We start from the raw sequence: 26,106 nt of genomic DNA, 5'->3' as shown, positions 1-26,106 counted from the left end.
CAGACCGTGATTCCAGGAGCAGGCCATGTCCACGACCACCCATCGCCACGACGAGCGGCGGATCAGCCCCGTCTTCCTGGCGATCCTCGCGGTCATGGCCGTCACCGGCTGGGCCGTGTGGACCGGCTTCGCCACCTCCACGGGGCTCGCGGTCTTTCTCTTCGTGACCTCGGCGTGGATCGTCTCGCTCTGTCTCCACGAGTACGCGCACGCCCGCACCGCCCTGCACGGCGGCGACATCACCGTGGGCGCCCGCGGCTATCTGACGCTCAACCCGCTCGCGTACACCCATGCCGTGCTGAGCATCGTCCTGCCGGTGCTCTTCGTGATGCTCGGCGGCATCGGCCTGCCCGGCGGCGCCGTCTTCATCGACCGCAGCCGGGTGCACGGCCGCTGGAAGCACAGCCTCATCTCGGCCGCGGGCCCGCTGGCGAACGTCCTGTTCGCCATCGCCTGCACGGCCCCGTTCTGGCTGCACGCCCTCGACGGGGTGCCGCGCGCCTTCCAGTACGCGCTCGCGTTCCTGGCGTTCCTCCAGATCACCGCGGCGCTCCTGAACCTGCTCCCGGTGCCGGGCCTGGACGGCTACGGCGTGGTCGAGCCCTGGCTGTCGTACAGGATCAAGCGGCAGATCGAGCCGTACGCGCCCTACGGCTTCTTCGTCGTGATCGCGCTGCTGTTCATCCCTGCGCTCAACAACGCGTTCTTCGACGGGATCGACGCGCTGATGCAGACGCTGGGCGTGCCGGAGCTGTCCCGCTACTGCGGCTCGACGCTCTACCGCTTCTGGGAGTCGGCCCCGGACTTCTGCGAGGTCTAGGACAGGCCCTGACCCTGGTCCTGAGCCACCCGGCCGCGCTTGATGTAGTACCAGGCCATGTTGGAGGAGAGGCCGGCCAGCAGCACCCAGACGATGCCGAGGAAGCTGCCCTGGGCGAAGGAGACGACCGCCGCGGCGACGGCGAGCGCGCAGACGACCAGGGCGTAGAGGGCGAGGCGGGGCATGGGGGTCGGCTCCTGTCCGGTTACGGGCGATGTGCCCGTCCAGTGTCCCCCATGCCCGTGCGGTGCCCGGGACCGGCTCGGCCGTCGGCCCGGCCCTCGGCTCAGACCTCGGCTCAGACGTCGGTGACGCGCAGGCCCGCGTGGGCCTTGTAGCGGCGGTTCACCGAGATCAGGTTGGCGACGAGCGACTCGACCTGGTGGGCGTTGCGCAGCCGGCCGGCGAAGACGCCGCGCATACCGGGGATGCGGCCGGCCAGGGCCTGGACGATCTCCACGTCGGCCCGGACCTCGCCGAGGACCATCACGTCGGTGTCGATCTCGGCGATCGAGGCGTCCTGCAGGAGCACCGCCGACAGGTGGTGGAAGGCGGCGGTGACCCGCGACTCGGGGAGCAGCGCGGCGGCCTGCTCGGCGGCCGAACCCTCCTCCGGCTTGAGCGCGTAGGCGCCCTTCTTGTCGAAGCCGAGCGGGTTCACGCAGTCGACGACGAGCTTGCCCGCCAGTTCCTCGCGCAGCGACTCCAGGGTCTTGGCGTGGCCGTCCCACGGCACGGCGACGATCACGACGTCGCTGCGCCGGGCGCACTCGGCGTTGTCGGCGCCCTCGACGCCGAGGCCGAGCTCGGCGGCGGCGGCCTGGGCGCGGTCGGCGGCGCGGGAGCCGATGATCACCTGCTGGCCGGCCTTGGCCAGCCGGTAGGCGAGGCCGCGGCCCTGGTCACCGGTGCCGCCGAGGACGCCGACGACGAGCCCGGAGACGTCCGGGAGGTCCCACGGGTCCTTGGGTGCCGGGCTGGAAGTGGTGGAGGAAGTCATGGCCTCGACATTACTGGCCGGTCGGGCCGGAGGTACCCGTCCGGGTGAGTCCGTGCCGAACCGCTCGCGGGCCCGTGCGGGGCCCGGGCACCATCCGGGGCCATGGACGCCGTACGTGTCGCGCTGCTGCGCGAAGTGCTCGCCGGTACGGAGTGGCCGGCGGCCGCCCGCCGCTTCGCCGGTTCGCTCCGTTCCTCGGTCGTGTCGCACGGCGGTGGGCTGCTCCTGGTCGGCACGGCGGAGTACGAGCCGTGGCACCTGGCCGCGCACCTGGTCGACGAGTCCGCCTGGTCCGGCCGCCCGGAGCTCGCGCCCACCCTCGTACGGCACCGGGCGCGGCCCGGCGACCCGCCGCACCTGGCGGCCGGGCTCGGCCGGATCGAGTCGGCGGGGCGCGGGGCGACGCTGCTGATGGTGGCGCCGTCGCGGCCGGAGGCGGGGCTGCTCGAGCGGGTCCACGACGCGCGCCGGGCGGGGGCGACGGTGCTGTCCCTGGACAGCGGCGACCCCGAGCTGGGCGGGCTGGCGCACGAGACGCTGACGGTGGCGGCGGACGCGGAGGTCGACCTGGACACGGTGCAGCACCTGGTGAGCGCGGCGGCCGGCGAGAACTGCCTGCCGCCGGCGCCCCGTGGCCGGCTGCGCCTCCGCGACCGGCTGTCCCGGCTCGCGGACCAGCTGACGGCGCCCCCGCCGCCGAGGTGGTGACCGGCCGCCTGTCCCGGCAGGCCGATCAAACCGACAGCGCCCGGCCACCCCGCTGGTAACCGCCGCCTGCCCCGGCTCGCGGGCCGGCTGACCGCGCCCCCGCCACCCCGCTGGTAACCCGACCAACTGGCCACGCCCCCGCCGCCGAGAGGGCCACACGGTTATTCGGTTGCCCGGGGGCGGGCGGGCTCCAGAGCATGGCCTTCGTGACCCTGGTGAAACGTCTCCTCCCCGATCTCGCCCCCTGGCGCTCCTCCCGCGACTTCCGGCTGCTCTGGGTCCAGGGGACCGTCACCGTCTTCGCGAGCTTCATGGCGCTGATCGCGCTGCCGCTGCAGATCAAGGACCTGACCGACTCACCGCTCGCCGTCGGCGCGATGGGCGCGGTGGAGCTCGTCCCGCTGGTGGTGTTCGGGCTGTACGGCGGGGCGCTCGCGGACGCCGTCGACCGGCGCAGGGTGATCGTGGCGACGGAGGCCGGGCTCGGCCTGCTCGCGCTGCTGCTCCTGCTGAACGCCCTGCTGCCGCACCCGCTGCTGTGGCCGCTGTACGTCGTGGCCGCCGGCGTCTCCGCGCTGTCCGGGCTGCAGCGGCCGGCGCTCGACTCGCTGCTCTCCCGGATCGTGCCGCACGAGCAGCAGACGGCGGCGGCCGCCCTGAACGGGCTGCGCTGGCAGATCGGCTCCATCGCGGGCCCGGCGCTCGCGGGCCTGGTCGTGGCGTACGCGGGGCACGCCGCCGCGTACGGGGTGACCGTGGCCGGCTACGTGGTGTCCGTGCTGATGTGCCGGGGGCTCTCGCCCGCGCCGGCCGCGCACGACGCCGACAAGCCCTCGCTGCGCGGGATCGCGGAGGGCGCGCGGTACGCGTGGTCGCGGCCGGTGCTGCTCGGCACGTACGCGATCGACCTGGCCGCGATGTTCTTCGCGTTCCCGAACACGATCTTCCCGTTCCTCGCGGACGAGCTGCACGCCGAATGGTCGCTCGGCCTGATGTACGCGGCCGGTTCGGTCGGCTCGCTCGTCCTCGGCCTGACCAGCGGCTGGACGTCGAAGCTGCGGCGGCACGGGCTCCTGGTGGTGGCCGGGGCGACGGTGTGGGGCGCGGCGATCGCCGCGGCCGGCTGGTTCGGGAACGTGTGGCCGGTGCTGCTGTGCCTGGCCGTCGCCGGCGCGGGCGACATGCTGAGCGGGCTCGGCCGCTCCACCATCTGGAACCAGACCATCCCGGAGGAGCTGCGCGGCCGGCTGGCGGGCATCGAGCTCATCTCGTACGGCGTGGGCCCGCAGCTCGGCCAGGTCCGGGCGGGCACGCTGGCCGGCTGGACCGGCACCCGGGCGGCGGTCTGGTCGGGCGGTCTCGCCTGCGTGGCCTCGGTGGGGCTGCTGTGCCTGGCGCTGCCGAAGCTGCTCGCGTACGACGCCGCGACGGACGAGGACGCGCTGGCGCGCAGGGCACAGCAGGAAGCCGTCACCGCGGCCTAACGTTCCCGCTGGTCGTCCTCGGGGTGAGGGTGGTCGTGGTGATGACGGTGCGGGTGATGGTGGAGGTGGTGGTGGCTGAGGGAGGCCACCGCCAGGGTGGTCAGGACCGCCGCGCCCGCCGTCTCGACGTAGAGGGTCGGGCGGACCAGCTCCGCGCCGATCGACTCCTCGAAGCCGAACAGACCGGTGGTGAGGCTCAGGAACAGCGCGCCGAGCGTGCCGGCCGTGAACAGCGCGGTGACGGCGGCGACCGGCCCGAGCCAGCGCTCGGGTGTGACGAGCAGCGCCACGGCGAGCAGGATGCCGACGATGCCGTTGAGCAGGAAGAGCGGGCCGATGGTGGCGAGGTCCTGGTAGCCCTCGGCCCACAGCCGCAGATGGATCGCGGCCATGGTCGCCGTCAGGCCCGCTCCGGCCAGGCGCAGGACGAGCCGCGCGGCCGCTCCGTTCGTGGTCATGGCAGGCTCGGCGGGCTCAGTAGCCGGTGCCCGGGGACTGGTTGTTCGAAGGGCTCGACGGGTTGTTCGTGGCCGGTGCCGGGGCTCCGCCGACCGTGATGTCGGTCTTCATGCCGAGGTCCTTGTGTCCGTCGACCGGGCAGTAGACCTCGTACGTGCCGGACTTCAGCGTCACCGTGAGGGTGGTGGACTCGCCGGGCGAGACGTTCTGGCTGCGGTGCTCGTCGCTCTCGCCGCCGCTGCCCTCGATCTCCAGGGCGTGCTCGTGCTTGCCCGTGTTCTTCGCGGTGAAGGTGTAGGTGCCGGGCGTGAACTTCTCCGTCGACAGCTTGATGTGGAAGTCGGACAGCTCCGCCGTGACCTGGGTCGCCGAGGTGCCGGACTTCGGCGGGGGCGGCGGAGGCGTGCTGCCGCCCCCGTTGCCGTTGTCGCTGCTGCCGCAGGCGGCGAGCAGGGCGGTCAGTCCGCCGGCGGCCACGCCGAGCACCAGGCGCTTGCCGGTTCGTACGGTTGCCATGAGTCGGTCCTCCAGATCGTCCCCGGAAGGGGATACGGAGTCGGACGGGTGAGGGATTGCGTCGCGGGGACTCCGGAGACTCCGGGGGCTCCGGGGACTTCGCGGGCGGACAATGAATGCCGGGGGGCACGGAGCGCAATCCCTTCCGGGCGGCGGAGCGTATCCCTGACATGTGGCGCATGGGCCTTTCTCTCGGGCGGGTACCCGACGAGGCGCTGCTCACCGGTCTGACGACGGGCGACCCCGAACTCGCGGTCGCCTTCGTGCGCCGTTTCCAGCGCACGGTCTTCGGTGTGGCCGTGGCCGTCGTCGGCGATCCCCAGCTCGCCGAGGACGTCGCCCAGCAGACCTTCGAGCGGGCCTGGCGGCACGCGCAGGTGTACGACCCGCGGCGCGGCTCCGTACGGGCCTGGCTGACGACGATCGCGCACAACCTGGCGATCGACGCGGTCCGGGCCCGGCGGGCGAGCCCGGTGGCCCCGGAGGACCTGGAGACGCTGCTCGGCGCCGTGACCGAGACGCCCGAGCGGCGGGCGCTCGCCGACGACAGCGCGGAGCGGGTCCGGCGGGCGGTGGCGGAGCTGCCCCGGGAGCAGGCGCGGGCGCTGGTGATGGCCGGGATCTACGGGATGACGGCGCGCGAGATCGCGGAGGCCGAGGGTGTGCCGCTGGGCACGGCGAAGACCCGGATCCGGACCGGGACGATCAAGGTAAGGGCGCTGCTCGAACCGGCGGAGGGGAGGTGACGGCGGTGGGCGGCACGAGCGACATGAACGGCACGGGCGGCAGGAACAGCGGGAGCGGCGGTGGCGGCATGAACGGCGGAAGCGGCGGGGGTGGCGGTGGCGGCGTGGAGTGCGAGCGGCTGCGGGAGCTGGCCGCCGAGCTGGCGCTCGGGGTCCTGCCGGCCCGCGAGCGGGCCGAGGCCGTCGCGCATCTGGACCGCTGCCCCGAATGCCGCGAGTACGTCGAGCGGCTGACGGCCGTCGGCGACGGGCTGCTCGCGCTGCTGCCGGGTGCCGAGCCGCCGGTCGGTTTCGAGTCCCGGGTGGTACGGGCGCTGGGCGCGGCGCCCGTACGGAAGCCACGCCGGTACCGGCTGCGGCTGGCGGCGGCCGGGGCGGCCGCGGCGGTGGCCTGCGGGTTCGGCGGCTGGGCGGTCGGCTCGGCGGTCGTCGAGGGCGCGCCGCCGGCGGTGTCGCAGCGGACGGGGCTCGTGGAGGCGGCGCTGGTGTCGGGGACGGGGGCGGGCGGCCACGAGGTCGGCCGGATCTACGCGCACCCGGGCGGCGGCGGCTGGGTGTACATGTCCGTCGACCTGGACGGGGCGGCCGCCGGACCGGTCCGCTGTGTGCTCGTCCATGCCGACGGGTCGACGGTTCCGGTGGGCTCGTTCCCGCTCAGGGACGGCTACGGGTACTGGGGTGCGCCGGCCGGCGCCGATCCGACGACGGTGACCGGCGCCAGGCTGCTCGGCCCGGACGGGGACGTCCTGGCGACGGCGCGGTTCCCCGGCGCCTAGCGCCTGGGGCCCCGGACAGGCACTAGTCGGCCGACTCGTCCTTGCCGGCCCGGTCGTGCCACTTCGGGTCGGTGTCCCACTCCAGGTTCCGCTCCTGCGCCGTCTGCATGGCGCGGGTGGCCTCCTCCCGGCTGGTGTAGGGGCCGAAACGGTCCTTCGCCGGGCACTCGGGGCCCTCCTCGACCTTCTTGTGCTCCAGGCAGTAGTACCACTCGCCCGGCTTGCCGACCGTGCGCTTCTTGAACAGGGCCATCCTCGGCTCCTTCCTCCGTCACCATGCTGCCCCAGACGCGGTCGTTAGACTCGCTGACATGTCTGGCCAGTCGCTTCTCGTACCGGGGGAGCTCTCCCCCCACCGTTCCGTTCCGGGGTCCATCCGCCGCCCCGAGTACGTCGGCAAGCCCGCGCCCACCCCGTACTCGGGGCCCGAGGTGCAGGACGCCGACACGATCGAGCGGATGCGGATCGCCGGCCGCATCGCCGCGCAGGCGATGGAGGAGGCCGCCAAGCACATCGCGCCGGGCGTGACCACGGACGAGCTGGACCGGGTCGCCCACGAGTACATGTGCGACCACGGCGCCTACCCCTCGACGCTCGGCTACCGCGGCTTCCCGAAGTCGCTGTGTTCGTCGGTCAACGAGGTCATCTGCCACGGCATCCCCGACTCGACCGTCCTGAAGGACGGCGACATCGTGAACCTGGACGTGACCGCGTACATCAACGGCGTCCACGGCGACAACAACGCCACCTACCTCTGCGGTGACGTCGACGAGGAGTCCCGGCTGCTCGTCGAGCGCACCCGGGAGTCCCTGAACCGGGCGATCAAGGCGGTCAAGCCGGGCCGCCAGGTGAACATCATCGGCCGGGTCATCGAGTCGTACGCCAAGCGCTTCGGCTATGGCGTCGTCCGGGACTTCACGGGGCACGGCATCAACTCGTCCTTCCACTCCGGGCTGATCATTCCGCACTACGACTCCCCGCACCACACGACCGTCATGCAGCCGGGCATGACGTTCACGATCGAGCCGATGCTGACGCTGGGCACGCACGAGTACGACATGTGGGACGACGGCTGGACCGTGGTCACGAAGGACCGCAAGCGGACGGCGCAGTTCGAGCACACGCTGGTGGTGACGGAGACCGGGGCGGACATTCTTACGTTGCCCTGACCCGTCGGAGGGGTAGCGTTTTACCGACAGGATGTCGGGAACGAGATGAACCCTTCCGGAGGCCCGCCTTGGACACGCCCTTCTCGACGCTGATCCGCACGGCCTCGCACGAGCAGCACACGCAGGCGGAGACGTCGACGTTCATGAGCGACCTCCTCGGCGGCCGCCTCGCCGTCGACGCGTACGCGCGGTACACGGAGCAGTTGTGGTTCGTGTACCGCGCGCTCGAGGACGGCGCGGCGGCCCTGGCGTCCGACCCGGTCGCGGGGCCGTTCATACAGCCGGAGCTGTTCCGCACGGCAGCCCTGGAGCAGGACCTCGCGCATCTGCGGGGCGCGGGGTGGCGGGCGGGGCTCTCGCCGCTGCCGGCGACGGAGGCGTACGCGGCGCGGGTCGCCGAATGCGCCCGCGACTGGCCGGCGGGCTATGTGGCCCACCACTACACCCGCTATCTGGGCGATCTGTCGGGCGGTCAGATCATCCGCGACAGGGCGGAGCGGACCTGGGGCTTCGCGCGCAAGGGCGACGGCGTGCGGTTCTACGTCTTCGAGGCGATCGACAACCCGGCGGCCTTCAAGCGGACGTACCGGGAGCTGCTCGACGCGGTGCGCGCGGACGACCTGGAGAAGCAGCGGATCGTCGACGAGTGCAAGCGGGCGTTCGACTTCAACGGCGCGGTGTTCCGGGAGCTGTCCGGGGAGTTCCCGCTCAGCGCGTGACGCCTACACGACGCGGGTGTTCTCGATCCGTACCCGCCCGCCGAGTTCCACGATGCCGTCGGGCCCGGGCGCGGTGAGCAGCTGCGAGCCGCGGCCCTGGGTGATGTTGAGCGCCCGTCCCAGCTCGGCCGTGAGCAGCAGCGCCGCCGCGCCCGTGGCCTCGTCCTCGTCGATCCCGTCCCCGCGCCCGGGGAACGCCCGCGCCCGGACCCGTCCGGCGGCCTCGTCCTCCCACGCCCAGGCGTAGACCCTCCCCCCAGGACTTCGTCCCGGGGGGACCCCCACCCCCGGCTCCGGCACTTCCAGGGCCTCCACCTCGGCCGCCGACCCGAACTGCTCCAGCGGCCACGGCGGCGCCCACTCGGCCCGCGCCTCGATCCACGTGAACTCCCCGTCCCCGCGCACCCACACCTCCCCGACCGGCGGATTGACGACCTCCAGATCGAGCAGCCAGGCGGCCCCCACGAGCGGATGCCCGGCGAACGGCAGCCGCACCCCGGGCGTGTAGATGTCGACGACCCCCCGCTCCGGATCGTCCACGAACACCGTCTCGCTGAACCCGAGCTCCTTGGCCAGCGCCTGCCGCACGGCCTCATCGGGATACCCGCGCCCGTCACGTACGACCCCGAGCCTGTTGCCGTACCGGCCGTCGCCCGCGCAGAAGACCCGCAGGACGTCGATGTCAGTCGTGTTCATGCCGGAATTCAACCATCCAGTCCTCCGGCCCGCCGGGCCTACTCACGCGTAACTGAAAGCCGGACAAACTCCCCCTCTTGACCATCCCTTGACCAAGTCGTGATGCCCCCATGAGCCCACCGTGACCGCTCCGTGTCCCCCTGGGCCGCCCTGAGAGCTGAATCACTGGACGCGCGGGTATTGCTGAGGTAAGCCTCGGTTAAGTTAGGTCCGCCTCACCCCGTCCTCTCCGAACCGTCCCCCGAGTGGAGCACCGCATGCGAGCCGTCCGTCTGTCCGTCGTCACCGCCGCCGCTGCCGCGGCGAGCCTGGCCGCCGTCACGGGGTGCGCGCAGAAGAGCGACGCCAAGGCGGACGACGGGGCGATCAAGGTCGTCGCCAAGGACGCCGCGTGCGAGGTGTCGAAGACGAGCTTCCCGGCCGGGCACGTGAAGCTGGACGTGGAGAACCGGGGCGACCAGGTCACCGAGGTGTACGTGCTGTTCCCGGACGAGCGGATCGTGACCGAGCGCGAGAACATCGGGCCGGGCACCAAGGCGACCATCACCGCCGAGATCAAGGCCGGTGACTACGAGATCGCCTGCAAGCCCGGCATGAAGGGCGACGGCATCAAGCAGAAGGTCACCGCCACCGGCAAGGGCGCCGCCAAGCGCTCACCGGAGCTGGACGCGGCCGTCGCCGCGTACCGCCAGTACGTGGAGGCGCAGGCCGAGCAGACCCTGCCGAAGGTGAAGGTGTTCACCGACGCCGTCCGCGCCGGTGACGTCGAGGCCGCCAAGAAGGCGTACGCCGAGTCCCGCATCGGCTGGGAGCGCACCGAGCCGGTCGCCGAGTCCTTCGGCGACATCGACCCGAAGGTCGACGTCCGCGAGGACGGCCTGGAGGCCGGCCAGGACCCGGTGAAGGACTGGACCGGCTGGCACCGCCTGGAGAAGGCGCTGTGGCAGGACAAGAAGATCACCGACCGCGAGAAGCAGCTCGCCGACCTCCTCGACAAGGACCTGGCGGACTGGGAGAAGCGCGTCGGCAAGGCCGAGATCACCCCGACCTCCATGGCCAACGGCGCCAAGGAACTCCTCGACGAGGTCGCCACCGGCAAGGTCACCGGTGAGGAGGAGCGCTACTCCCACACCGACCTCGTCGACTTCAAGGCCAACGTCGAGGGCGCCCAGAAGTCCTTCGAGCTGCTCAAGCCGGTCGCGCAGAAGAACGACCCCAAGCTGGCCGCCGAGCTCGACAAGCAGTTCGCCGCCCTGAACACGCTGCTCGACAAGTACCGCACCGACAAGAACGCGTACGTCTTCACCTCGTACGAGAAGGTCGGCAAGGAACAGCGCAAGGAGCTCTCGGACGGCGTCAACGCGCTCGCCGAGCCGCTCTCCAAGCTCGCCGCCGCGGTCGCGAAGTAAGGCAAGGGGAACACCCGGCATGAACGACATGAGTGAGAACGAGCAGGTCTCCGAGGACACCACCGGCGCCGCGTCGCCGTCCCGCCGCGCCGTCATCGGCTGGGGCGGTGCCGGGCTCGCGCTCGGCGCGGCCGCGGCCGGCGGCGCCGTCGCCCTGACCCGGGGCCACGACGACGCCACCACGCCCGTCGCCGACACCGGCTCCGCGGTGCCCTTCCACGGCGCCCACCAGGCCGGCATCGCCACCGCCGTCCAGGACCGGCTGCACTTCGCCGCCTTCGACGTGAAGACGACGGACCGCGCCGAGCTGATCCAGCTCCTCAAGGACTGGACCCGCGCCGCCGAGCGCATGACGGCCGGTCACGAGGTCGGCGAGGGCGCCTACGGCGGCCTCCCGGAGGCCCCGCCGGACGACACCGGCGAGGCCCTCGGCCTCAAGCCGTCCCGGCTCACCCTCACCATCGGCTTCGGCCCGTCCCTCTTCGACGGCCGCTTCGGCCTCGCCGGCAAGCGCCCCGGCGCCCTCGTCGACCTGCCCAAGTTCCCCGGCGACAACCTGGACCCGGCCCGCAGCGGCGGCGACCTGTGCGTGCAGGCGTGCGCCGACGACCCGCAGGTCGCCGTGCACGCCATCCGCAACCTGGCCCGCATCGGCTTCGGCAAGGTCGCGGTGCGCTGGTCCCAGCTCGGCTTCGGCAAGACGTCGTCGACGACCCCGGACGCCCAGACCCCGCGCAACCTGTTCGGCTTCAAGGACGGCACCCGCAACATCGCCGGCACCGAGACCGACCGCCTCGACAAGCACGTCTGGGTGTCCGCCAAGGACGCCCCGGGCGCCGCCGCGTGGATGACCGGCGGCTCGTACCTGGTGGCCCGCCGGATCCGGATGAACGTCGAGACCTGGGACCGCACCCCGCTCTCCGAGCAGGAGGACGTGTTCGGCCGGGACAAGAAGGAAGGCGCTCCGGTCGGCAAGGCCAAGGAGCACGACGAGCCGTTCCTGAAGGCCATGAAGCCGGACTCGCACGTGCGTCTGGCGCACCCCGACTCCAACGGCGGGGCCACCATCCTGCGCCGCGGCTACTCCTTCACGGACGGCACGGACGGCCTCGGCCGCCTGGAGGCGGGCCTGTTCTTCCTGGCGTACCAGCGCGACGTCCGCTCCGGCTTCATCCCGGTGCAGACCCAGCTGGCCCGCCATGACGCGCTCAACGAGTACACCCAGCACGTCGGTTCGGCGATCTTCGCGGTTCCGCCGGGCGTCCGCGACAAGGACGACTGGTGGGGCCGGGAGCTGTTCGCGTGATCGCGTAACGAAGCTGCGTAACGAAGAAGGAGTCCGACGTGTTCGGGAACTATCTGATCGGCCTGCGCGAAGGTCTCGAGGCCAGCCTCGTCGTCTGCATCCTCATCGCCTACCTGGTGAAGACCGGCCGCAAGGACGCCCTGCGGCCGATCTGGATCGGCATCGGCGTCGCCGTCGGGCTCGCGCTCGCCTTCGGCGCCGGCCTGGAGTTCGGCTCGCAGGAGCTGACCTTCGAGGCGCAGGAGGCGCTCGGCGGCTCGCTGTCGATCCTCGCCGTGGGCCTGGTGACCTGGATGGTCTTCTGGATGCGGCGCACCGCGCGGCACCTGAAGACCGAGCTGCACGGCAAGCTGGACGCGGCCCTGCAGATGGGCACGGGCGCGCTGGTGGCGACCGCGTTCCTCGCCGTCGGCCGCGAGGGCCTGGAGACGGCGCTGTTCGTGTGGGCGTCGGTGCGGGCCTCCTCGGACGGCACGTACGCGCCGCTGGTCGGCGTGGTCCTGGGCCTGCTCACGGCGGTGCTCCTGGGCTGGCTGTTCTACCGCGGCGCGCTGAAGATCAACCTGGCGAAGTTCTTCACCTGGACCGGCGGCATGCTGGTCGTGGTGGCGGCGGGCGTGCTCGCGTACGGCGTGCACGACCTCCAGGAGGCGGACTTCCTGCCCGGCCTGGCGAACAAGGCCTTCGACATCTCGGCGACCATCCCGCCGGACAGCTGGTACGGCACCCTCCTCAAGGGCGTGTTCAACTTCCAGCCCGACCCGACCGTCGTCCAGGTCACGGTGTGGGCGCTCTATCTGATCCCGACGCTCGCGATCTTCCTGGCCCCGATAGGGTCGGGTCCGTCCAAGCGGCTGGCGAAGCAGAAGGCGACGACCGAGACCGATGAGAAGGCTCAGGCGAACCGGGCCCAGGCGACCGGCTGACACCCTCGTCCGCGCGTCGGGCCGGCCGGGACTCCCGGCCGGCCCGCGCACGTTCCTGGCGGCGACGACGGCCGCCCTCCTCGCGCTGACCGCGAGCGGCTGTGTGACCGTGCACGGCGAGCAGGCGCTGATCCCGGCCGCCTCCCCGGCCGAGGCGCGGCAGGCGCTCGAGGACTTCACGACCGCCTTCAACGCCGCCGACCAGGCGTACGACCCGACCCGCGACGCGGACCGGGTCACCGGCGCGTTCGGGGAGATCAACCAGGCGGGCCTGAGGTCGCGTCATCTGACGAACCCGGGCGGCAACCCGAACCACCGGCCACTGGAGCTCACCGACGCGAAGTTCGCGATACCCAGGAAGGCCGGCTGGCCGCGCTGGTTCGTCGCCGACACCGACTCCAACCGGGACACCGACAGCGGTGCCGCCGACACCCGCTGGGTGCTTGTCTTCGTGCGCGGCGCCGCGGCCGAGCCGTGGCAGGCCGCCTATCTGTCGATCCTGAGCCCGGACCGCATCCCCGCCTTCAAGCGGGAGGCGGGGTACGCGGTGCCGGTCGCCGCCGACGCCGGCGGGCTCGCGGTCGCGCCGAAGGACCTGGGCGAGCGGTACGTGTTGTTCCTCAAGGACGGGCGGCCGGGGCCGTTCGCACCCGGCCCGCACACCACCGAGTGGCGCGCCGAGCGCAAGAAGGCGGCCAACCGGCCCGGACTCGTCACCCAGTACGTCGACCAGGCCGAGTCCCGCGGCGACTTCGCGCCCCTCGGACTGGCCACGCAGGACGGCGGCGCCGTCGTCTTCTTCGCCACCCGCTACTTCGAGCGGCAGACGGCCGCGCCCGGCTACCGGCCGAAGGTCGGCCCGGACGTGAAGGCGATGCTGACCGGCGAGGTGAAGAGCACGGTCACCAAGCGGTGGGTGTCCAGCCAGACGGTCCTCGTGAACGGCGACAGGGCCGAGATCCTGAGCCGGCTCCAGGGCGTGACGGCGGCCGAAGGGTCGTGACCCCGGGGACGGTGCCCCCGGGCGGTCACCCCCGGGCGGTCGCGTCCCGCCGGGGGGGACTCTCAACGGCTGAGCGGCCAGGCGATCTCGTGGTCCCCGGGGGCGCCCTGCTCCGCCTGCTCGGCCGCGTGCCGGCCGCAGGCGTCGGTGAGGGCCTCCAGGAGGTTCAGCGGCTCGGGCAGCGGGTGTTCCGGGCCGCGCAGCCAGGTGAGGACGGGCTGGGCGCCCTCGTCACCGGGCAGCCGGGACGGCGGTACGAGGACGTAGGAGCCGCGGCAGTGCCAGCGCAGGCCCGGATGCTCGTCCATGGTCTCCGGATGGCAGTCCAGCTCGCACGGCCACCACTCGTCCTCGTCCTCGGGGGTGCCGCGGGTGGCGGTGAAGAAGAGCATGCGGCCCGCGTCGGGCCGGTCCTCGGCGGCGTCGGAGACGACGACCGGGCCGACGTCCACGCCCTCGGCGAGCAGCCGCTCCAGGGCGGCGCGGCCGGCGGGCAGCGGCACGTCGAGCACGTCGTGGACCATGCCGGTGGCGGTGATGAAGTTCGCCTCGGGCTGGGTGCGGGCCCAGCGCTCGATCTGGGCGCGGTCGGTGGTCGACTGGGTCTGCCAGGCGAAGGAGACCGGGTGCCGGGCGGGCGTGGGACAGCCGATCCGCTCACAGGAACACCGGTAGCCGACGGGGTACGCGGCGGGGGCGAGCGGCAGCCCTGCGGCGGCGACGGCCAGGAGCAGCTTCTCGCGTTCGTTCTCGGTATCGGCCTTGGTCCGCTTGGGGCGCCTGCGCAGCCACTGCGCGAGTTTGCTCTCCGTGCCGCGGTAGCGGCCGATGCCGTCGCCCATCTATCCCCTCACACCTCATGCGTGCCCGGTCGGCCGGGGTTCGCCCGGCTGGCCCTCCATGGTCCCACCATCCTGCGCCCCGGGTGACCGGAGTCGGGAACCGGGGTCGGGAACCGGCTCGGAACGGGCGCGGAACCGGGGTCGGAACGGGCTCGGAACCGGGGTCGGGCCGGTCGCGGTCAGCGAGGGGCGAGTCCGCGCAGGGGGCGTTCAGCTCGTCGATGGTGGCGCGGGCGGCGCCGGGGGCCTTGGCGCCACTCGCTTTTCATCCGAACCACCCGAACGGTCCACTGCGCGGGGCGCCGAGAGAGCGGACCATGTCCTCAACGATCTGCGCTCAGCGATCAGCGACCGTAGAGGAGCCCTCTTTGCGCCCCACCCCGCGCGATGCCTCGCCCCGCCGTTATCTGATGTGCCCACCCGCGCACTTCAAGGTGACGTACTCCATCAACCCCTGGATGGATCCCACGAAGCCGGTCGACCTGCCGCTCGCCCTCGCGCAGTGGGAGGACCTGCGCGACCGGTACCGCGCGCTCGGCCACACCGTCGAACTGCTCGAACCGGCCCCGGACCTGCCGGACATGGTCTTCGCCGCGAACGGCGCGACCGTGGTCGACGGCCGGGTGCTCGGCGCCAGGTTCGCCTACCCGGAGCGCTCGGACGAGGCGGCGGCACACCTGGACTGGTTCCGCAGGAACGGTTATCCGGACGCGGACGTCCGAGTCCCCGAGCACGTCAACGAGGGCGAGGGCGACTTCGCCGTGACCGCGTCCTGGATCCTGGCCGGCCGCGGCTTCCGGTCCAGCCCGCTCGCGCTCGCCGAGGCCCAGGAGTTCTTCGGGCGCCCGGTGATCGGCCTGGAGCTGGTGGACCCGCGCTACTACCACCTGGACACGGCGCTGTGCGTCCTGGACGACGCCCGCGACGAGATCATGTACTACCCCGCCGCCTTCTCCCCCGGCAGCCGCACCGTCCTGGAGCGGCTCTTCCCCGACGCGCTGGTCGTCGAGGAGCCGGAGGCCGCCGTACTCGGTCTGAACGCGGTGAGCGACGGCCGGCACGTGCTGCTCCCGCAGGCGGCCGTGGGCCTCTTCGAGCCGTTGCGGGCGCGCGGCTTCGAGCCGATCGGGATGGACCTGAGCGAGCTGCTCAAGGGCGGCGGCAGCGTGAAGTGCTGCACCCAGGAGCTGCGGCCGGCGGGCTAGCCCCTGATCCGGCCGGCCAGTGCCAGCCGGTCCCGGGCCGATCCCGGGCCGGTCCCGGGCCGGTCCCGGGCCGGCCCCGACCGGTCCGGTCCGGCCTAGTCCTCCTCGGGAGGCCAGGCGTCGCCCCACTCGGCGTCCCTGGCCTCCTTGTAGAGCGCCCCGTGCCGCTTGGTCACCGTCTCCCGGGCGAGACCGTCGGGGCCGCAGAGGTCGAGCAGCACCTGGCCCTTGCGGATCTGCGGCCTGCGGGTGATCCGGGACGGGGCCGGGGTCACCGGGAACCGGGTGGCGGCGACGTACGCGTACTTCTCGTCCTCGTACGGCAGCGAGCCGCCCTTCACCTTCCGGTGCAGCGAGGAGCGGCTGACCCGGGCGGCGAAGTGGCACCAGTCGGTGCCGGGCACGATCGGGCAGGCGCCGCTGTGCGGGCAGGGCGCGGCGACGGTGAAGCCCGCGTCGATCAGCAGGGTGCGGGCGGCGATGATCCGCTCGTAGCCGTCGGGGGTGCCCGGCTCGACGATCACGACGGCCTGCGCGGTGCGCGCGGCCTCGGTGACGAGGGCGGTGCGGTCGGACTCGGTCAGCTCGTTGAGGACGTACGAGACGGTCACCAGGTCCGAGTCGGGCAGCCGCAGCGCCGCCCCGATCCGCTCCCGGCGCCACTCGGCGTCGAAGACGCCCCCGGCGAGCTCCTTGCCGAGGGCGAGGGCCGGCTCGGCCCAGTCGAGGACGGTGGTGCGCGCCGCGCCCTCCCAGGTCTCGGCGACGGCCCAGCTCGCCGCGCCGGTGCCGCCGCCGACGTCCGTGTGCGTGGCGGGCGCCCAGTCGGGCGCCGCGTCCGCGAGGGCGTACAGGGCGGCCCGTACCGCCTCGAAGGTGGCGGGCATGCGGTACGCGGCGTAGGCGGCGACGTCGGACCGGTCGCGCAGCACGGGCGCGTGGGTCGGGGTGGCTCCCCGGTAGTTCGCGATCAGCCGTTCGACGGCCTGGGCGGCCTGGCGCGGCGGCAGTCCGTCGAGGACGGCGGCGAGCGCGGCGCGCAGGGTGTCGGCGGAGGGGAGGGAGGCGTTCACCGCCACATTTTAGGCGTCGGCCCGGGCGTCGGCGTCCGTGCTCCGGGGCGCCGCCTTCCAGGGGCGGCACAGGAGCAGGAAGCAGGCGACGGCGGCGAGCGCGCAGCAGACCTGGACGACGGCCATCGGGACGGCAGTGGTCTCGCCGGCGATGCCGACGAGCGGGGAGGCTACGGCGCCGATGAGGAAGGACGAGGTGCCGAGGAGCGCGGAGGCGGAGCCGGCGGCGTGCGGGGTGCGCATGAGGGCCTGGGCGTTGGTGTTCGGCAGGGTGAGGCCCATCGCCGACATCAGCACGAAGAGCCCGCCCGCGATCGGCGCGAGGCCGGGGTCGCCGAAGACGCCGCTGGTCATGACGAGCAGCGCGAGGGACGCGGTGAGGATGACCGCGAGGCCGCAGCCGAGCGCCTTGTCGAGGCTGACCCGGCCGACGAGCAGCTTGCCGTTGACCTGGCCCATGACGACGAGCCCGACCGAGTTGATCCCGAAGAGCAGGCTGAAGGTCTGCGGGGAGGCGCCGTAGATCTCCTGCATGACGTAGGGCGAGGCGGTGATGTACGCGAAGAGCGCGGCGAAGGCCAGTCCGCCGGCCAGCGTGTAGCCGGTGAAGACGCGGTCCGCGAGGAGTCCGCGCATGGTGCGCAGGGCCTCGCCGACGCCGCCCGCGTGGCGCCGCTCGGGCGGCAGGGTCTCGTGCAGGAAGCGCCAGACGACGAGGGTGAGCAGGACGCCGACGCCGGTGAGGACGCAGAAGACGCCCCGCCAGTCGGTGAGCCGCAGGATCTGGCCGCCGATGAGCGGGGCGACGATCGGCGCGACGCCGGAGATCAGCATGAGGGTGGAGAAGAACCGGGCCATCTCGACGCCGTCGTACAGGTCGCGGACGACGGCCCGGGCGATGACGATGCCGGCGGCGCCCGCGAGGCCCTGCAGCAGCCGGAAGCCGACGAGCAGCCCGGCGGTGGGCGCGAGGGCGCAGACGGCGGTGGCGAGGACGTACACGATCATGCCGACGAGCAGCGGCCGGCGCCGGCCCCACTTGTCGCTCATGGGGCCGACGACGAGCTGGCCGAGCGCCATGCCGGCGAGGCAGGCGGTCAGGGTGAGCTGGACGGTGGCGGCGGGTGACCGCAGCGCCTCGGTGACCTGCGGCAGCGCCGGCAGGTACATGTCCATGGAGAGCGGTGGGAGGGCGGTGAGCCCGCCGAGGACGAGGGTGACGAGCAGCCCGGCTCTGCGGGCGGAGGCGGCCGGTGCGTCGGCTATGTGGGGCTTGGTGGTGGTCCGGCCGCTCTCCGGCATCGCTGCTCCGTTTCGTTGAAAGCCTCCCTATGTTAGGCGGGGCGGAGCCCGGGGTGACCCGCCTCGGTGACGAAGGACGCCGCCGTGACGACCGGCGCGCCCGGTGTCGTCACGTGGGAGACCGTACGGAAGTCGGCGCGGGCCTCGCGCTCGCCGAGGGTGACGGTGACGTAGCCGCGGCGCCCGTCGTAGAAGCACAGGTGCGGGTTGGCGCGGGTGAGGTTGGTGTGGTTGGACGGCCGCGCGGAGCCGTTCCTGCCGCTGCTGACGGAGGTGGCGACGATCTCGGTGCCGACGGTGCGGGAGGCCGGATCACGGAAGTCGGCCTTGATGTCGAGGGCGTACGAGACGTGGACGTCGCCGCTGAGCACCATCAGGTTCTCGACACCGGCCGCCTCGGCGCCGGCGAGGATCCGCTGCCGGGAGGCCGGGTAGCCGTCCCAGGAGTCCATGGAGAGCTTGAAGGCGCTGCCGGGGACGTTGCGGCGCTCGGAGAGGACGACCTGCTGGGGCACCACGTTCCAGCGGGTCCGGGACGCCTTCCAGCCGTCGATCAGCCAGCGCTCCTGCTCGGCGCCGGTGAGGGTGCGGGCCGGGTCCTCGGACTCCGGACCGGGGGTCTGCCAGCCGTCGCCGTACGCCTGGTCGGAGCGGTACTGGCGGGTGTCGAGGATGCCGAACTGGGCGAGCCGCCCGAAGCGCAGCCGCCGGTACAGCCTCATGTCGGGGCCGGTGGGCCGCTGCGGGCGGCGCTGGGGGTCCCCCCTGCTCGAGCGCAGCCGAGAGCTTGGGGGATGGTTCTCCCGTACGCGCGGTAGGCGGCGGCCCGGCGGATCAGGAGGCGGCGGCCCGGCGGATCAGGAACTCCTCGGGCGGGATGCCGTCCTCGGAGGTGTCGCCCGCGTAGTTGTTCTCGGTCTCGTGGTCGTCCCAGGTGACGGCGAAGGGGTGGGCGGCGTGCGCGGCCCGCAGGTCGGGGTCCGACTTGTAGAGGGCGTAGCGCAGCCGGTAGTCCTCCAGGGTGACCGTCTCCCGGTCGAAGACGTCGGGCAGCCTGCGGTCGGTGTAGGCGCGGGCGCCACCGGTGGCGTTCACGGCGTACTCGTAGAGGTAGTCGCCGAGGTGGAAGACGACGTCGAGGTCCTCGTCGGCGAGGTGGCGGTAGGCCGTGAAGTAGCCGTCGTGGTACGCCTGGCAGGAGACGGCGGCCAGCTTCAGCCGGGTGTTGTGCGCGCCGGGCGCGGGCGCGGTGCGGGTCCGGCCGACCGGGCTGGTCCAGGCGCCGGCGCGGAAGCGGTAGAAGTAGTCGCGGCCGGGCGCGAGTCCGTCGACCTCGACGTGCACGGTGTGGTCGAACTCGGCGTGCGCGGGCGCGGTGCCGCGCCGTACGCCCTTGGTGAAGCGCTCGTCGCGGGCCAGCTCCCAGCGGCGGCGCCGGTGGCGGTGAGGAAGCGGCGGCGTCCCAACTGGCGGGCCATCGCGCGGAGTTCGTCGGCGTGGGTCGGTACGGGTGTCATGAGCCCCTCCCCTGACGGATGCTGTCCATCCGCTATTGCAGGGGGGCGGGACGACCTCAGTTTGTCGGGTACAGAACATCCACGTGTCGGACGGATGAGTTCACGGGGCACCCGTCTGCCGTACGCTGCGCGCCCATGAGCAACGCACGTGTCGCAGTGGTGACAGGAGCCGGTTCGGGCATCGGCCGGAGCGTGGCCCGGGCCCTCGCGGCGGCCGGCTGGTCGGTGGCGCTCGCGGGCCGACGCCTGTCCGCACTGGAGGAGACGGCGGCCGGCCTGCCGGACGGTCAGGCCCTGTGCGTACCGACGGACGTGACGTCCGAGGAGCAGGTCGCGGCCCTCTTCACGGCGGTACGCGACCGGTTCGGCCGGGTCGACCTGCTCTTCAACAACGCGGGTTCGTTCGCGGGCGGCGGCACCCCGGTCGAGGACCTGGAACCGGCGACCTGGCGGGCGGTCGTGGACGTCAACCTGACGGGTGCGTTCCTGTGCGCGCAGGCCGCCTACCGCGCGATGAAGGAGCAGTCGCCGCAGGGCGGCCGCATCATCAACAACGGCTCCATCTCGGCGCACGTGCCGCGCCCGCACTCGATCGCGTACACGGCGACGAAGCACGCGATGACGGGCCTCACCAAGTCCCTGTCCCTGGACGGGCGTCCGTACCGCATCGCCTGCGGCCAGATCGACATCGGCAACGCGGCCACGGACATGACCGCCCGCATGCAGGCCGGCATCCTCCAGGCCAACGGTCAGCTGGCGGTCGAGCCGGTGATGGACGCGGCGGACGTGGCGGCGACGGTGGTGCACATGGCGGGGCTGCCGCTGGAGGCGAACGTGCAGTTCGCGACGGTGATGGCGACGGCGATGCCGTACATCGGGCGGGGCTGAGGCCGCCTTGCCCGCAGACCCCGGTCGCGGCTAGTCGGTCGGCGCCTGCCCGGTGTCGAAGCGGGAGACCTTGCCGCCGTCGACGGTGAAACGCCAGACGGTCCGCATCGAGCCCCAGGTGTCGTTGGTGTAGGTCGCGACGAGCGTGCGGCCGCCGTCGGTCTCCTCCTCGACCTCCATGCGGCCGTTGGAGGAGAAGACCTCCCGCTCGGTCCAGTCGTCGAGGTCCCGGTCCGAACCGTCGTCGGACATGCCGGCACCGGGCGCGAGGGCGGCCTGGAAGGCGGCCCGGTCGTTGGCGTTGAGCGCGGCCACGAAGGCGCGCACGGCGGGATCGCTGAGCTGCTCCACGGGAACGGTCACGCCCCGGACCGTACGGCGACCTCGCCGGACCCGCCGCTCAACACACCGACGGGGTCACCCGGGCGGGCAGGAAGAGCGGACGGGGAGCGGGCAGGAAGAGCGGACGGCGAGAGGGGGCGGGGAGAGCGGGCGGCGGTGCCTCCGCCCCGTTTCACCGGTGCCCCGGAAGGGGCAGGCTGCCGACCATGACCGATCCCGTCTGGCCGACCATCGCCCGTCTCCAGGAATGGCTCGCGGCCCATCAGCAGCTCCCGCCCGGCCAGGAGATCCTGCTGCGCGTCCTCAAACTCTCCGAGGAGGTCGGCGAGGCGGCCCAGGCGGTGATCGGCGCCACCGGCCAGAACCCGCGCAAGGGCCACAGCCACACCTGGCAGGACGTCGAGGCCGAGCTCTGCGACGTCGTCATCACGGCGATGGTGGCGCTGCGCACGCTGAACCCGGACGCGCGGAAGGTGTTCGAGGCGCATCTGCGGAGGGTGGCGGCCCGGTCCCTCGAATGAGCGGGGGCGAGGGAGAGGGGGTGGAGAGTGGGGCAGACGAGTCGGGCTGTACGCCGGGTTCTGTACCCCGGGACCTCGCGGTCGTCGGGGTGACGGCCATCCATCTAGGACCGGCGTTGCCGCCGGCCTCGTGCGGTCTACCCGCGGACTCGGGCGGGCAGCCCTCGATCGTCCGCGCAGGAACACCGAGGTGTTCCCTTTTGACCTTGCTCCGGGTGGGGTTTACCTAGCCGCCTGAGTCACCTCAGGCGCTGGTGGTCTCTTACACCACCGTTTCACCCTTACCGAGGACCGAGGTCCCCGGCGGTCTGTTTTCTGTGGCACTGTCCCGCGGGTCACCCCGGGTGGCCGTTAGCCACCACCTTGCCCTGTGGAGCCCGGACGTTCCTCGGGAGGATCCGAGGATCCCCACGCGGCCGCCCGCCCGGCTCGTCTGCCGTGCCGACCATGCTACCTGGCGTCGGGACCCGGGCGGATCAGCGGAACCCGGCAGTCTCCAGGCCGGAGACTGCCCACGCATCAGGCTTGACCTTGTCGCAGCGTCAAGGTTTCTACTGGGGGCATGTACATGCGTACGGGCAAGGGCATGCGGATCGGCGAGCTCGCCGCGCTCGTCGGGGTGACCCCGCGGGCCGTGCGGCACTATCACCGGCTCGGGCTGCTGCCGGAGCCGGTGCGGCGGGCGAACGGCTACCGGGAGTACGGGATCCGGGACGCGGTGCTGCTCGCGCGGGTCCGGCGGCTGACGGAGCTGGGGCTCGGGCTCGACGAGGTCGGAGACGTACTCGCGGACGACGAGGGGCGGGAGCTGGTGGAGGTCCTGAAGGAGCTGGACGAGGATCTGGGGCGGCAGGAGCGGGTGATCCGGGAACGGCGGGCGCGGCTCGCGGAGCTGCTCGCGGAGGCCCGGGAGGGGCGGCTCGCGGCCGACGGACCGGTGTCACCGGCGCTGGCCGGGCTGCTCGCCGAGCTGCCCGGGCCGGCCGCCGCGTCGCCGACGGCGATGAAGGACCGGGAGATCCTCCTCATGCTCGACACGGTCGTGCCCGAGCAGGACCGGGCCCGCCTGATGGAGCTGATGCGCGGGGTCGCACCGCAGGCACCCGCGCTCTACGCCCGCCTCGACGCCCTCGCCGACGCCGCACCCGACGACCCGCGCGTCGCGGCGGCGGGCGCCGCGCTCGCCGCCGTACTGCCCGACGAGGTGGGCGTGGAGGTGCCCGAGAGCGGGCTCGCGGACGTGTTCTTCGACGACCTCGCACCGGCGCAGACCGCCGCCGTGCGGCACGCACGGCGTCTCGTCGCGGAGCGGGCAGCGGAGCGGACCTCCGGCCGAGGCTCGGAGCAGGCCTCGGAACGGGGCTCGGGCCTGGCCTCGGAGCGGGCACGATGAAGTACACCGTCTACGTCCTGCTGCCCGCCGAACTCGTCCTCGCCGTCTGCCTCGGCGCCGGCGTGCCGGTTCCCGCGCCCGTCCTGGCCGCCGCCGAGGCCGCCGCCGCCTTGCTGCTCCTCGCGAACGGCGTCGCCTTCCTGCGGCTGCGGCGGCGCGGGCTCACGGCCCGTGCGGCGCTGCGCCGGCTCGTGCCCGAGCCGGCCCGGCGGCTCGTCGGGCACGAGCTGCGGCTGCTCGGGAGCCTGGGCCGGTGGATCGCGCGGCGGCCGGACCGCGGCGGGCCGGGAGCGGTGCCGTTCCCGCACGCCCGCGACCAGGCGCCGCTCATGTACGGCTTCGCCTTCGTGTGCGTGGTCGAGACCGTCGGCATGTCGTACCTGCTCGCCGAGTGGCCCGTCCCGCACGCCGTCTTCCTCGTCCTCGACGTCTACACCGTGCTCTTCGTGCTCGGCCTGCACGCCGCCTCCGCGACCCGCCCCCACCTGCTCACGGCGGACGCGCTGCGGGTGCGGCAGGCCGCGCACACGGACGTACGGATACCGCTGGACCGGATCTCCGCCGTGCGGCACGAGTCACTGTTCTCGCACGAGAAGGCGGACGGCGAGCTGAACCTGGCCGTCGGCTCGCAGACCTCGCTCACCCTGGAGCTGACCGGACCGGTCGACGCGCCGAGGCTGCTCGGGGCGCCGCGGCAGGTGCGGACCGTGCGCCTGCACGCGGACGACCCGCGGGCCCTGTTCCAGGCCCTCGCCCAGTCGGTCACGCGGGCGCGAACCGCACCTTCGCCCGTCCCGGATCCGCCTGCGTCAGCCTGACCCGCAACGGGTCGCCGAGCGGCAGGCGGGCTCCGTCGGCGACGACGTCCCCGATGACGGCCGGGTCCTCCAGGTGTACGACGCCGGTGTGGGCCGTCTTCAGGTCGATGACGATCGAGTCGAAGACCTCCCCGATCCGATGGCTCATCAAGGCCTCCTCGACGATGTCGACGGATTCCCGTTCGGCCTTGCCGGCGAGTTTGCCGCCCCTCGCCATGTCCGCGGGCAGTCCGTCCAGGGCGTGCAGCACCCACTCGGGCGGCGGCGTGCCCGCGACGGCCGCGAGGGCGAGTTCGCCCGCGTACCGGTCGACGAGACGCCGCAACGGGGCCGTGCAGTGCGTGTACTCGTCGGCGATGGCTGCGTGGATGGCGGGCGACGGGACGTTTCCGTCGGTGAAGGGGGTGTAGCCGGAGCCCTGCAGCAGGGTGGTGGCGTCCTGGAGGAAGGCGGCGTGCCTGCTGTTGTGCGGGTCGAGGGAGCGGATGAGGGCCGCGTACGAGACGTGGTGCGGCCAGTCGATGCCGAGGGCCTTCGCCGAACGGCGCAGCCGGGCGACGGACCCGTCCGGGGCGGGCGGCAGTGTGCGCAGGATGCCGGTGCCCGCGGCGATCATCAGGTCGGCCGCCGCCATGCCGGTCATCAGCGAGATCTGCTCGTTCCAGCCGTCGACGGGGAGCACGGCGCGGTACTCGAGGGTGTACGAGCCGTCGGTCTGGGTGACCTCCTGCTCGGGGACGTTGAGGGAGATCCCGCCGCGCTCGATCTCCAGCGCCTCGCGGAGCCGGCCGACGGTGGCGAGCAGGGCGAGCGGCTCCTCGGCGGTGCCGGCGTCGATCTGGGCCTGGGCGCCCTCGTAGTCGAGCTTGGACAGGCTGCGGACCTTCGCACGGCGCACGTCGGTGTGCACCGTGCGGCCCTCGGCGTCGAGGTCGAGGCGCCACAGCAGGGCGGGCACGGTGTTGCCGGGCAGCAGGCTCGCGACGCCCTCGGAGAGCACGGCGGGGTGCAGCGGCACCTTGCCGTCGGGCAGGTAGAGCGTGTTCGCCCGCTTGTGGGCCTCAGCGTCGATCGCGCCGCCGGGTGCGACGAAGGCGGCGACGTCGGCGATGGCGTAGTGAACCCGGTAGCCGCCGCCGTCCCGGCGGGCCAGGTGCATGGCCTGGTCGAGGTCGCGGGAGGTCGGCGGGTCGATGGTGAAGAAGGGGATGTCGGTGGCGTCCTCGTCGGGCAGGTGCGGCGCCTTCGCGACCTCCTCGGCCTCGGCGAGAACGGCCTCCGGGAAGCCGTCGGGAATCGCCAGCTCGGTGCGCAGCGCACGCAGGGCGGCCCGCAGCGGGTCGTCCGCTGCGGCGATCACATGGATGTGGCGGCGGGGCATGGACCGAGCGTATGGCGGGGGTGGGGACGCGGCATGTCGGCGGGGCGCGGGGATCGGCGAGGCGGGCGATCGACGAGGCGCGGCGATCGGCGGGGCACGGGGGTCGGCGGGGCGCAGGGTCGGCGGGGCGCGGGGTCGGCGGAGCGGGCGGGGCCGGGGCGGGTCCGGACGGGGCGGGGCGGACCGGGGCCCCGGCCCGACCTCGTACGCTGGGCCGGTGGGGCCGCACCCCCGCCACCCCCCGTATGTACGAAGGAGACCCACCGTGCTCGTCCTGTTGCCGCCCTCCGAAGGAAAGGCCGCCTCGGGGAGCGGGGCGCCGCTCAAGGCGGAGTCGCTGTCGCTGCCGGGGCTCGCGGAGGCGCGGGCGGCGGTGCTCGACGAGCTGGTGGAGCTGTGCCTGGCCGACGAGGAGAAGGCGCGCGAGGTGCTCGGGCTCAGCGAGGGGCTGCGCGGCGAGGTGGCCAAGAACGCCGAGCTGCGGACGGCCGGCGCGCGGCCGGCCGGGGAGATCTACACGGGCGTGCTGTATGACGCGCTCGGCCTGGCCACGCTGGACGCGGCCGCGCGCGAGCGGGCCGGCCGGTCCCTGCTGGTCTTCTCCGGGCTGTGGGGCGCGGTCACGGTCGCGGACCGGATCCCCTCGTACCGCTGCTCGATGGGTGTGAAGCTGCCGCGCCTCGGCGCGCTCGGGGCGCACTGGCGGGGCGCGATGGCGACGGTGCTGCCGGAGGCGGCGGGCGACGGGCTGGTCCTGGACCTGCGCTCGTCGGCGTACGCGGCGGCGTGGAAGCCGAAGGGCGAGGTGGCGGCGCGTACGGCGACGGTGCGGGTGCTGCACGCGCCGACGCGGAAGGTGGTCAGCCACTTCAACAAGGCGACGAAGGGCCGGATCGTGCGCAGCCTGCTCGAGGCGGGTGCGGCGCCGGGGAGCCGGGAGGAGCTGGTGGAGGCGCTGCGGGACCTCGGGTACGTGGTGGAAGAGGGCGGCAAGGCGGGGCTCCTGGACGTCCTGGTGGACGAGATCCACTGAGCGGGCCACGCCCTCGTAGGGCGTTGCAACATGCGCAATGCCCGTTGTGCGTGT

28 protein-coding genes, 1 other RNA gene and 1 pseudogene are annotated in these 26,106 nt (G+C 73.1%); 17 read left to right on the top strand and 13 right to left on the bottom strand.

The annotated features are described in order from the left end of the window. Positions 1-25: 25 nt before the first annotated feature. Positions 26-820, top strand: a complete 795-nt coding sequence (locus tag ACIRSU_RS19045; protein ID WP_403793486.1) for a site-2 protease family protein — start codon at positions 26-28, stop codon at positions 818-820. Here the strand turns inward: ACIRSU_RS19045 and ACIRSU_RS19040 are convergent. Further along, on the bottom strand, positions 817-1,005 hold the full coding sequence (locus tag ACIRSU_RS19040; protein WP_403793484.1) for a hypothetical protein: 189 nt from the start codon (positions 1,003-1,005) through the stop codon (positions 817-819). The two genes, ACIRSU_RS19045 and ACIRSU_RS19040, sit on opposite strands and share 4 nt — an antisense overlap. 113 nt (positions 1,006-1,118) lie before the next feature. Beyond that, positions 1,119-1,820, bottom strand: a complete 702-nt coding sequence (gene npdG / locus ACIRSU_RS19035; protein ID WP_403793482.1) for an NADPH-dependent F420 reductase — start codon at positions 1,818-1,820, stop codon at positions 1,119-1,121. A gap of 102 nt (positions 1,821-1,922) precedes the next feature. Between npdG and ACIRSU_RS19030 the strand changes: the two genes are divergently transcribed. Next, positions 1,923-2,528, top strand: coding sequence for a hypothetical protein (locus tag ACIRSU_RS19030; protein ID WP_403793480.1), 606 nt, complete (start codon positions 1,923-1,925; stop codon positions 2,526-2,528). A 212-nt stretch (positions 2,529-2,740) separates the two neighbouring features. Then, positions 2,741-4,012: an MFS transporter gene (locus tag ACIRSU_RS19025; RefSeq protein WP_403793648.1), complete on the top strand. Its 1,272-nt coding sequence runs from the start codon at positions 2,741-2,743 to the stop codon at positions 4,010-4,012. Here the strand turns inward: ACIRSU_RS19025 and ACIRSU_RS19020 are convergent. Beyond that, positions 4,009-4,470 carry a hypothetical protein gene (locus ACIRSU_RS19020; RefSeq protein WP_403793478.1) on the bottom strand — a complete coding sequence of 154 codons (462 nt, stop codon included), beginning with the start codon at positions 4,468-4,470 and terminating at the stop codon, positions 4,009-4,011. The genes ACIRSU_RS19025 and ACIRSU_RS19020 overlap by 4 nt on opposite strands. A gap of 16 nt (positions 4,471-4,486) precedes the next feature. Further along, entirely contained in the window at positions 4,487-4,987 is a 501-nt protein-coding gene (locus tag ACIRSU_RS19015) for a plastocyanin/azurin family copper-binding protein (protein WP_403793476.1), read from the bottom strand. Positions 4,988-5,157: 170 nt separating this feature from the next. On the opposite strand from ACIRSU_RS19015, the gene ACIRSU_RS19010 reads away from it, so the two are divergent. Both ACIRSU_RS19010 and ACIRSU_RS19005 read left to right on the top strand, forming a co-directional pair. Further along, positions 5,158-5,733, top strand: coding sequence for an RNA polymerase sigma factor (locus ACIRSU_RS19010; protein WP_403793474.1), 576 nt, complete (start codon positions 5,158-5,160; stop codon positions 5,731-5,733). Between the two features lie 5 nt (positions 5,734-5,738). Beyond that, the gene (locus ACIRSU_RS19005; RefSeq protein WP_403793472.1) at positions 5,739-6,509 is read left to right on the top strand and encodes a zf-HC2 domain-containing protein; all 771 of its coding nucleotides are present in this window, start codon (positions 5,739-5,741) and stop codon (positions 6,507-6,509) included. A 22-nt stretch (positions 6,510-6,531) separates the two neighbouring features. Here ACIRSU_RS19005 and ACIRSU_RS19000 read toward each other — a convergent pair whose 3' ends face one another. After that, complete coding sequence (locus tag ACIRSU_RS19000) at positions 6,532-6,762, bottom strand: hypothetical protein (RefSeq protein WP_403793470.1); 231 nt, start codon at positions 6,760-6,762, stop codon at positions 6,532-6,534. 58 nt (positions 6,763-6,820) lie between these two features. Between ACIRSU_RS19000 and map the strand changes: the two genes are divergently transcribed. Further along, positions 6,821-7,678: a type I methionyl aminopeptidase gene (map, locus tag ACIRSU_RS18995; protein WP_403793468.1), complete on the top strand. Its 858-nt coding sequence runs from the start codon at positions 6,821-6,823 to the stop codon at positions 7,676-7,678. A 68-nt stretch (positions 7,679-7,746) separates the two neighbouring features. Beyond that, the gene (locus tag ACIRSU_RS18990; protein WP_403793466.1) at positions 7,747-8,397 is read left to right on the top strand and encodes a heme oxygenase (biliverdin-producing); all 651 of its coding nucleotides are present in this window, start codon (positions 7,747-7,749) and stop codon (positions 8,395-8,397) included. A gap of 3 nt (positions 8,398-8,400) precedes the next feature. Here the strand turns inward: ACIRSU_RS18990 and ACIRSU_RS18985 are convergent, their stop codons facing one another. After that, positions 8,401-9,093 (bottom strand): PhzF family phenazine biosynthesis protein, encoded by a 693-nt coding sequence (locus ACIRSU_RS18985; RefSeq protein ID WP_403793464.1) that lies wholly within the window; start codon positions 9,091-9,093, stop codon positions 8,401-8,403. A 257-nt stretch (positions 9,094-9,350) separates the two neighbouring features. Here ACIRSU_RS18985 and efeO point away from each other — a divergent pair, with 257 nt between their 5' ends. From efeO to ACIRSU_RS18965, 4 genes are read left to right on the top strand one after another with little or no spacing between them, the layout of a single operon-like run. Beyond that, the gene (gene efeO, locus ACIRSU_RS18980; protein ID WP_403793462.1) at positions 9,351-10,502 is read left to right on the top strand and encodes an iron uptake system protein EfeO; all 1,152 of its coding nucleotides are present in this window, start codon (positions 9,351-9,353) and stop codon (positions 10,500-10,502) included. Positions 10,503-10,521: 19 nt separating this feature from the next. Beyond that, entirely contained in the window at positions 10,522-11,808 is a 1,287-nt protein-coding gene (efeB, locus tag ACIRSU_RS18975; protein WP_403793460.1) for an iron uptake transporter deferrochelatase/peroxidase subunit, read from the top strand. A gap of 38 nt (positions 11,809-11,846) precedes the next feature. Next, entirely contained in the window at positions 11,847-12,734 is an 888-nt protein-coding gene (gene efeU, locus ACIRSU_RS18970; RefSeq protein WP_403793458.1) for an iron uptake transporter permease EfeU, read from the top strand. Further along, on the top strand, positions 12,694-13,737 hold the full coding sequence (locus tag ACIRSU_RS18965) for a hypothetical protein (protein WP_403793456.1): 1,044 nt from the start codon (positions 12,694-12,696) through the stop codon (positions 13,735-13,737). Before efeU ends, ACIRSU_RS18965 begins: the two co-directional genes overlap by 41 nt. A gap of 62 nt (positions 13,738-13,799) precedes the next feature. On the opposite strand, the gene ACIRSU_RS18960 is transcribed toward ACIRSU_RS18965, so the two are convergent. Beyond that, positions 13,800-14,579 (bottom strand): bifunctional DNA primase/polymerase, encoded by a 780-nt coding sequence (locus ACIRSU_RS18960; RefSeq protein WP_403793455.1) that lies wholly within the window; start codon positions 14,577-14,579, stop codon positions 13,800-13,802. Positions 14,580-14,947: 368 nt separating this feature from the next. On the opposite strand from ACIRSU_RS18960, the gene ddaH reads away from it, so the two are divergent. Next, positions 14,948-15,784 (top strand): dimethylargininase, encoded by an 837-nt coding sequence (gene ddaH, locus ACIRSU_RS18955; protein WP_403793453.1) that lies wholly within the window; start codon positions 14,948-14,950, stop codon positions 15,782-15,784. Positions 15,785-15,879: 95 nt separating this feature from the next. On the opposite strand, the gene ACIRSU_RS18950 is transcribed toward ddaH, so the two are convergent. The 3 genes and pseudogenes from ACIRSU_RS18950 to ACIRSU_RS18940 form a co-directional block, all read right to left on the bottom strand. Further along, positions 15,880-16,857: a small ribosomal subunit Rsm22 family protein gene (locus tag ACIRSU_RS18950; RefSeq protein WP_403793451.1), complete on the bottom strand. Its 978-nt coding sequence runs from the start codon at positions 16,855-16,857 to the stop codon at positions 15,880-15,882. 9 nt (positions 16,858-16,866) lie between these two features. Further along, positions 16,867-18,159 carry a multidrug effflux MFS transporter gene (locus ACIRSU_RS18945; RefSeq protein WP_403793449.1) on the bottom strand — a complete coding sequence of 431 codons (1,293 nt, stop codon included), beginning with the start codon at positions 18,157-18,159 and terminating at the stop codon, positions 16,867-16,869. A gap of 32 nt (positions 18,160-18,191) precedes the next feature. Beyond that, positions 18,192-19,671, bottom strand: a pseudogene (locus ACIRSU_RS18940) (alkaline phosphatase D family protein); the annotation flags it as partial. 140 nt (positions 19,672-19,811) lie between these two features. Between ACIRSU_RS18940 and ACIRSU_RS18935 the strand changes: the two are divergent. After that, entirely contained in the window at positions 19,812-20,564 is a 753-nt protein-coding gene (locus ACIRSU_RS18935) for an SDR family oxidoreductase (protein ID WP_403793447.1), read from the top strand. Positions 20,565-20,594: 30 nt separating this feature from the next. On the opposite strand, the gene ACIRSU_RS18930 is transcribed toward ACIRSU_RS18935, so the two are convergent. Then, positions 20,595-20,927, bottom strand: coding sequence for a nuclear transport factor 2 family protein (locus ACIRSU_RS18930; protein WP_403793445.1), 333 nt, complete (start codon positions 20,925-20,927; stop codon positions 20,595-20,597). Positions 20,928-21,112: 185 nt separating this feature from the next. On the opposite strand from ACIRSU_RS18930, the gene ACIRSU_RS18925 reads away from it, so the two are divergent. After that, positions 21,113-21,427, top strand: coding sequence for a MazG-like family protein (locus ACIRSU_RS18925; protein ID WP_403793443.1), 315 nt, complete (start codon positions 21,113-21,115; stop codon positions 21,425-21,427). 33 nt (positions 21,428-21,460) lie between these two features. Here the strand turns inward: ACIRSU_RS18925 and rnpB are convergent. After that, an RNA gene (gene rnpB, locus ACIRSU_RS18920) (RNase P RNA component class A) lies at positions 21,461-21,859 on the bottom strand. A 154-nt stretch (positions 21,860-22,013) separates the two neighbouring features. Here rnpB and ACIRSU_RS18915 point away from each other — a divergent pair. Next, on the top strand, positions 22,014-22,820 hold the full coding sequence (locus ACIRSU_RS18915; RefSeq protein ID WP_403793646.1) for a MerR family transcriptional regulator: 807 nt from the start codon (positions 22,014-22,016) through the stop codon (positions 22,818-22,820). Beyond that, on the top strand, positions 22,817-23,638 hold the full coding sequence (locus ACIRSU_RS18910) for a hypothetical protein (protein WP_403793442.1): 822 nt from the start codon (positions 22,817-22,819) through the stop codon (positions 23,636-23,638). The genes ACIRSU_RS18915 and ACIRSU_RS18910 overlap by 4 nt, the downstream gene beginning before the upstream one ends. Here the strand turns inward: ACIRSU_RS18910 and ACIRSU_RS18905 are convergent. Then, positions 23,583-25,019, bottom strand: coding sequence for an RNB domain-containing ribonuclease (locus ACIRSU_RS18905; RefSeq protein ID WP_403793440.1), 1,437 nt, complete (start codon positions 25,017-25,019; stop codon positions 23,583-23,585). The two genes, ACIRSU_RS18910 and ACIRSU_RS18905, sit on opposite strands and share 56 nt — an antisense overlap. Before the next feature lie 265 nt (positions 25,020-25,284). Between ACIRSU_RS18905 and yaaA the strand changes: the two genes are divergently transcribed. After that, positions 25,285-26,052 carry a peroxide stress protein YaaA gene (gene yaaA, locus ACIRSU_RS18900; protein WP_403793438.1) on the top strand — a complete coding sequence of 256 codons (768 nt, stop codon included), beginning with the start codon at positions 25,285-25,287 and terminating at the stop codon, positions 26,050-26,052. Positions 26,053-26,106 lie beyond the last annotated feature (54 nt).

Origin of the sequence: Streptomyces sp. NPDC101160, from assembly GCF_044768205.1 — a bacterium.
GTDB lineage: Bacteria > Actinomycetota > Actinomycetes > Streptomycetales > Streptomycetaceae > Streptomyces.
Note: the sequence above shows the minus strand (reverse complement) of the source record. Positions and strands in the feature narration are given on the sequence as shown.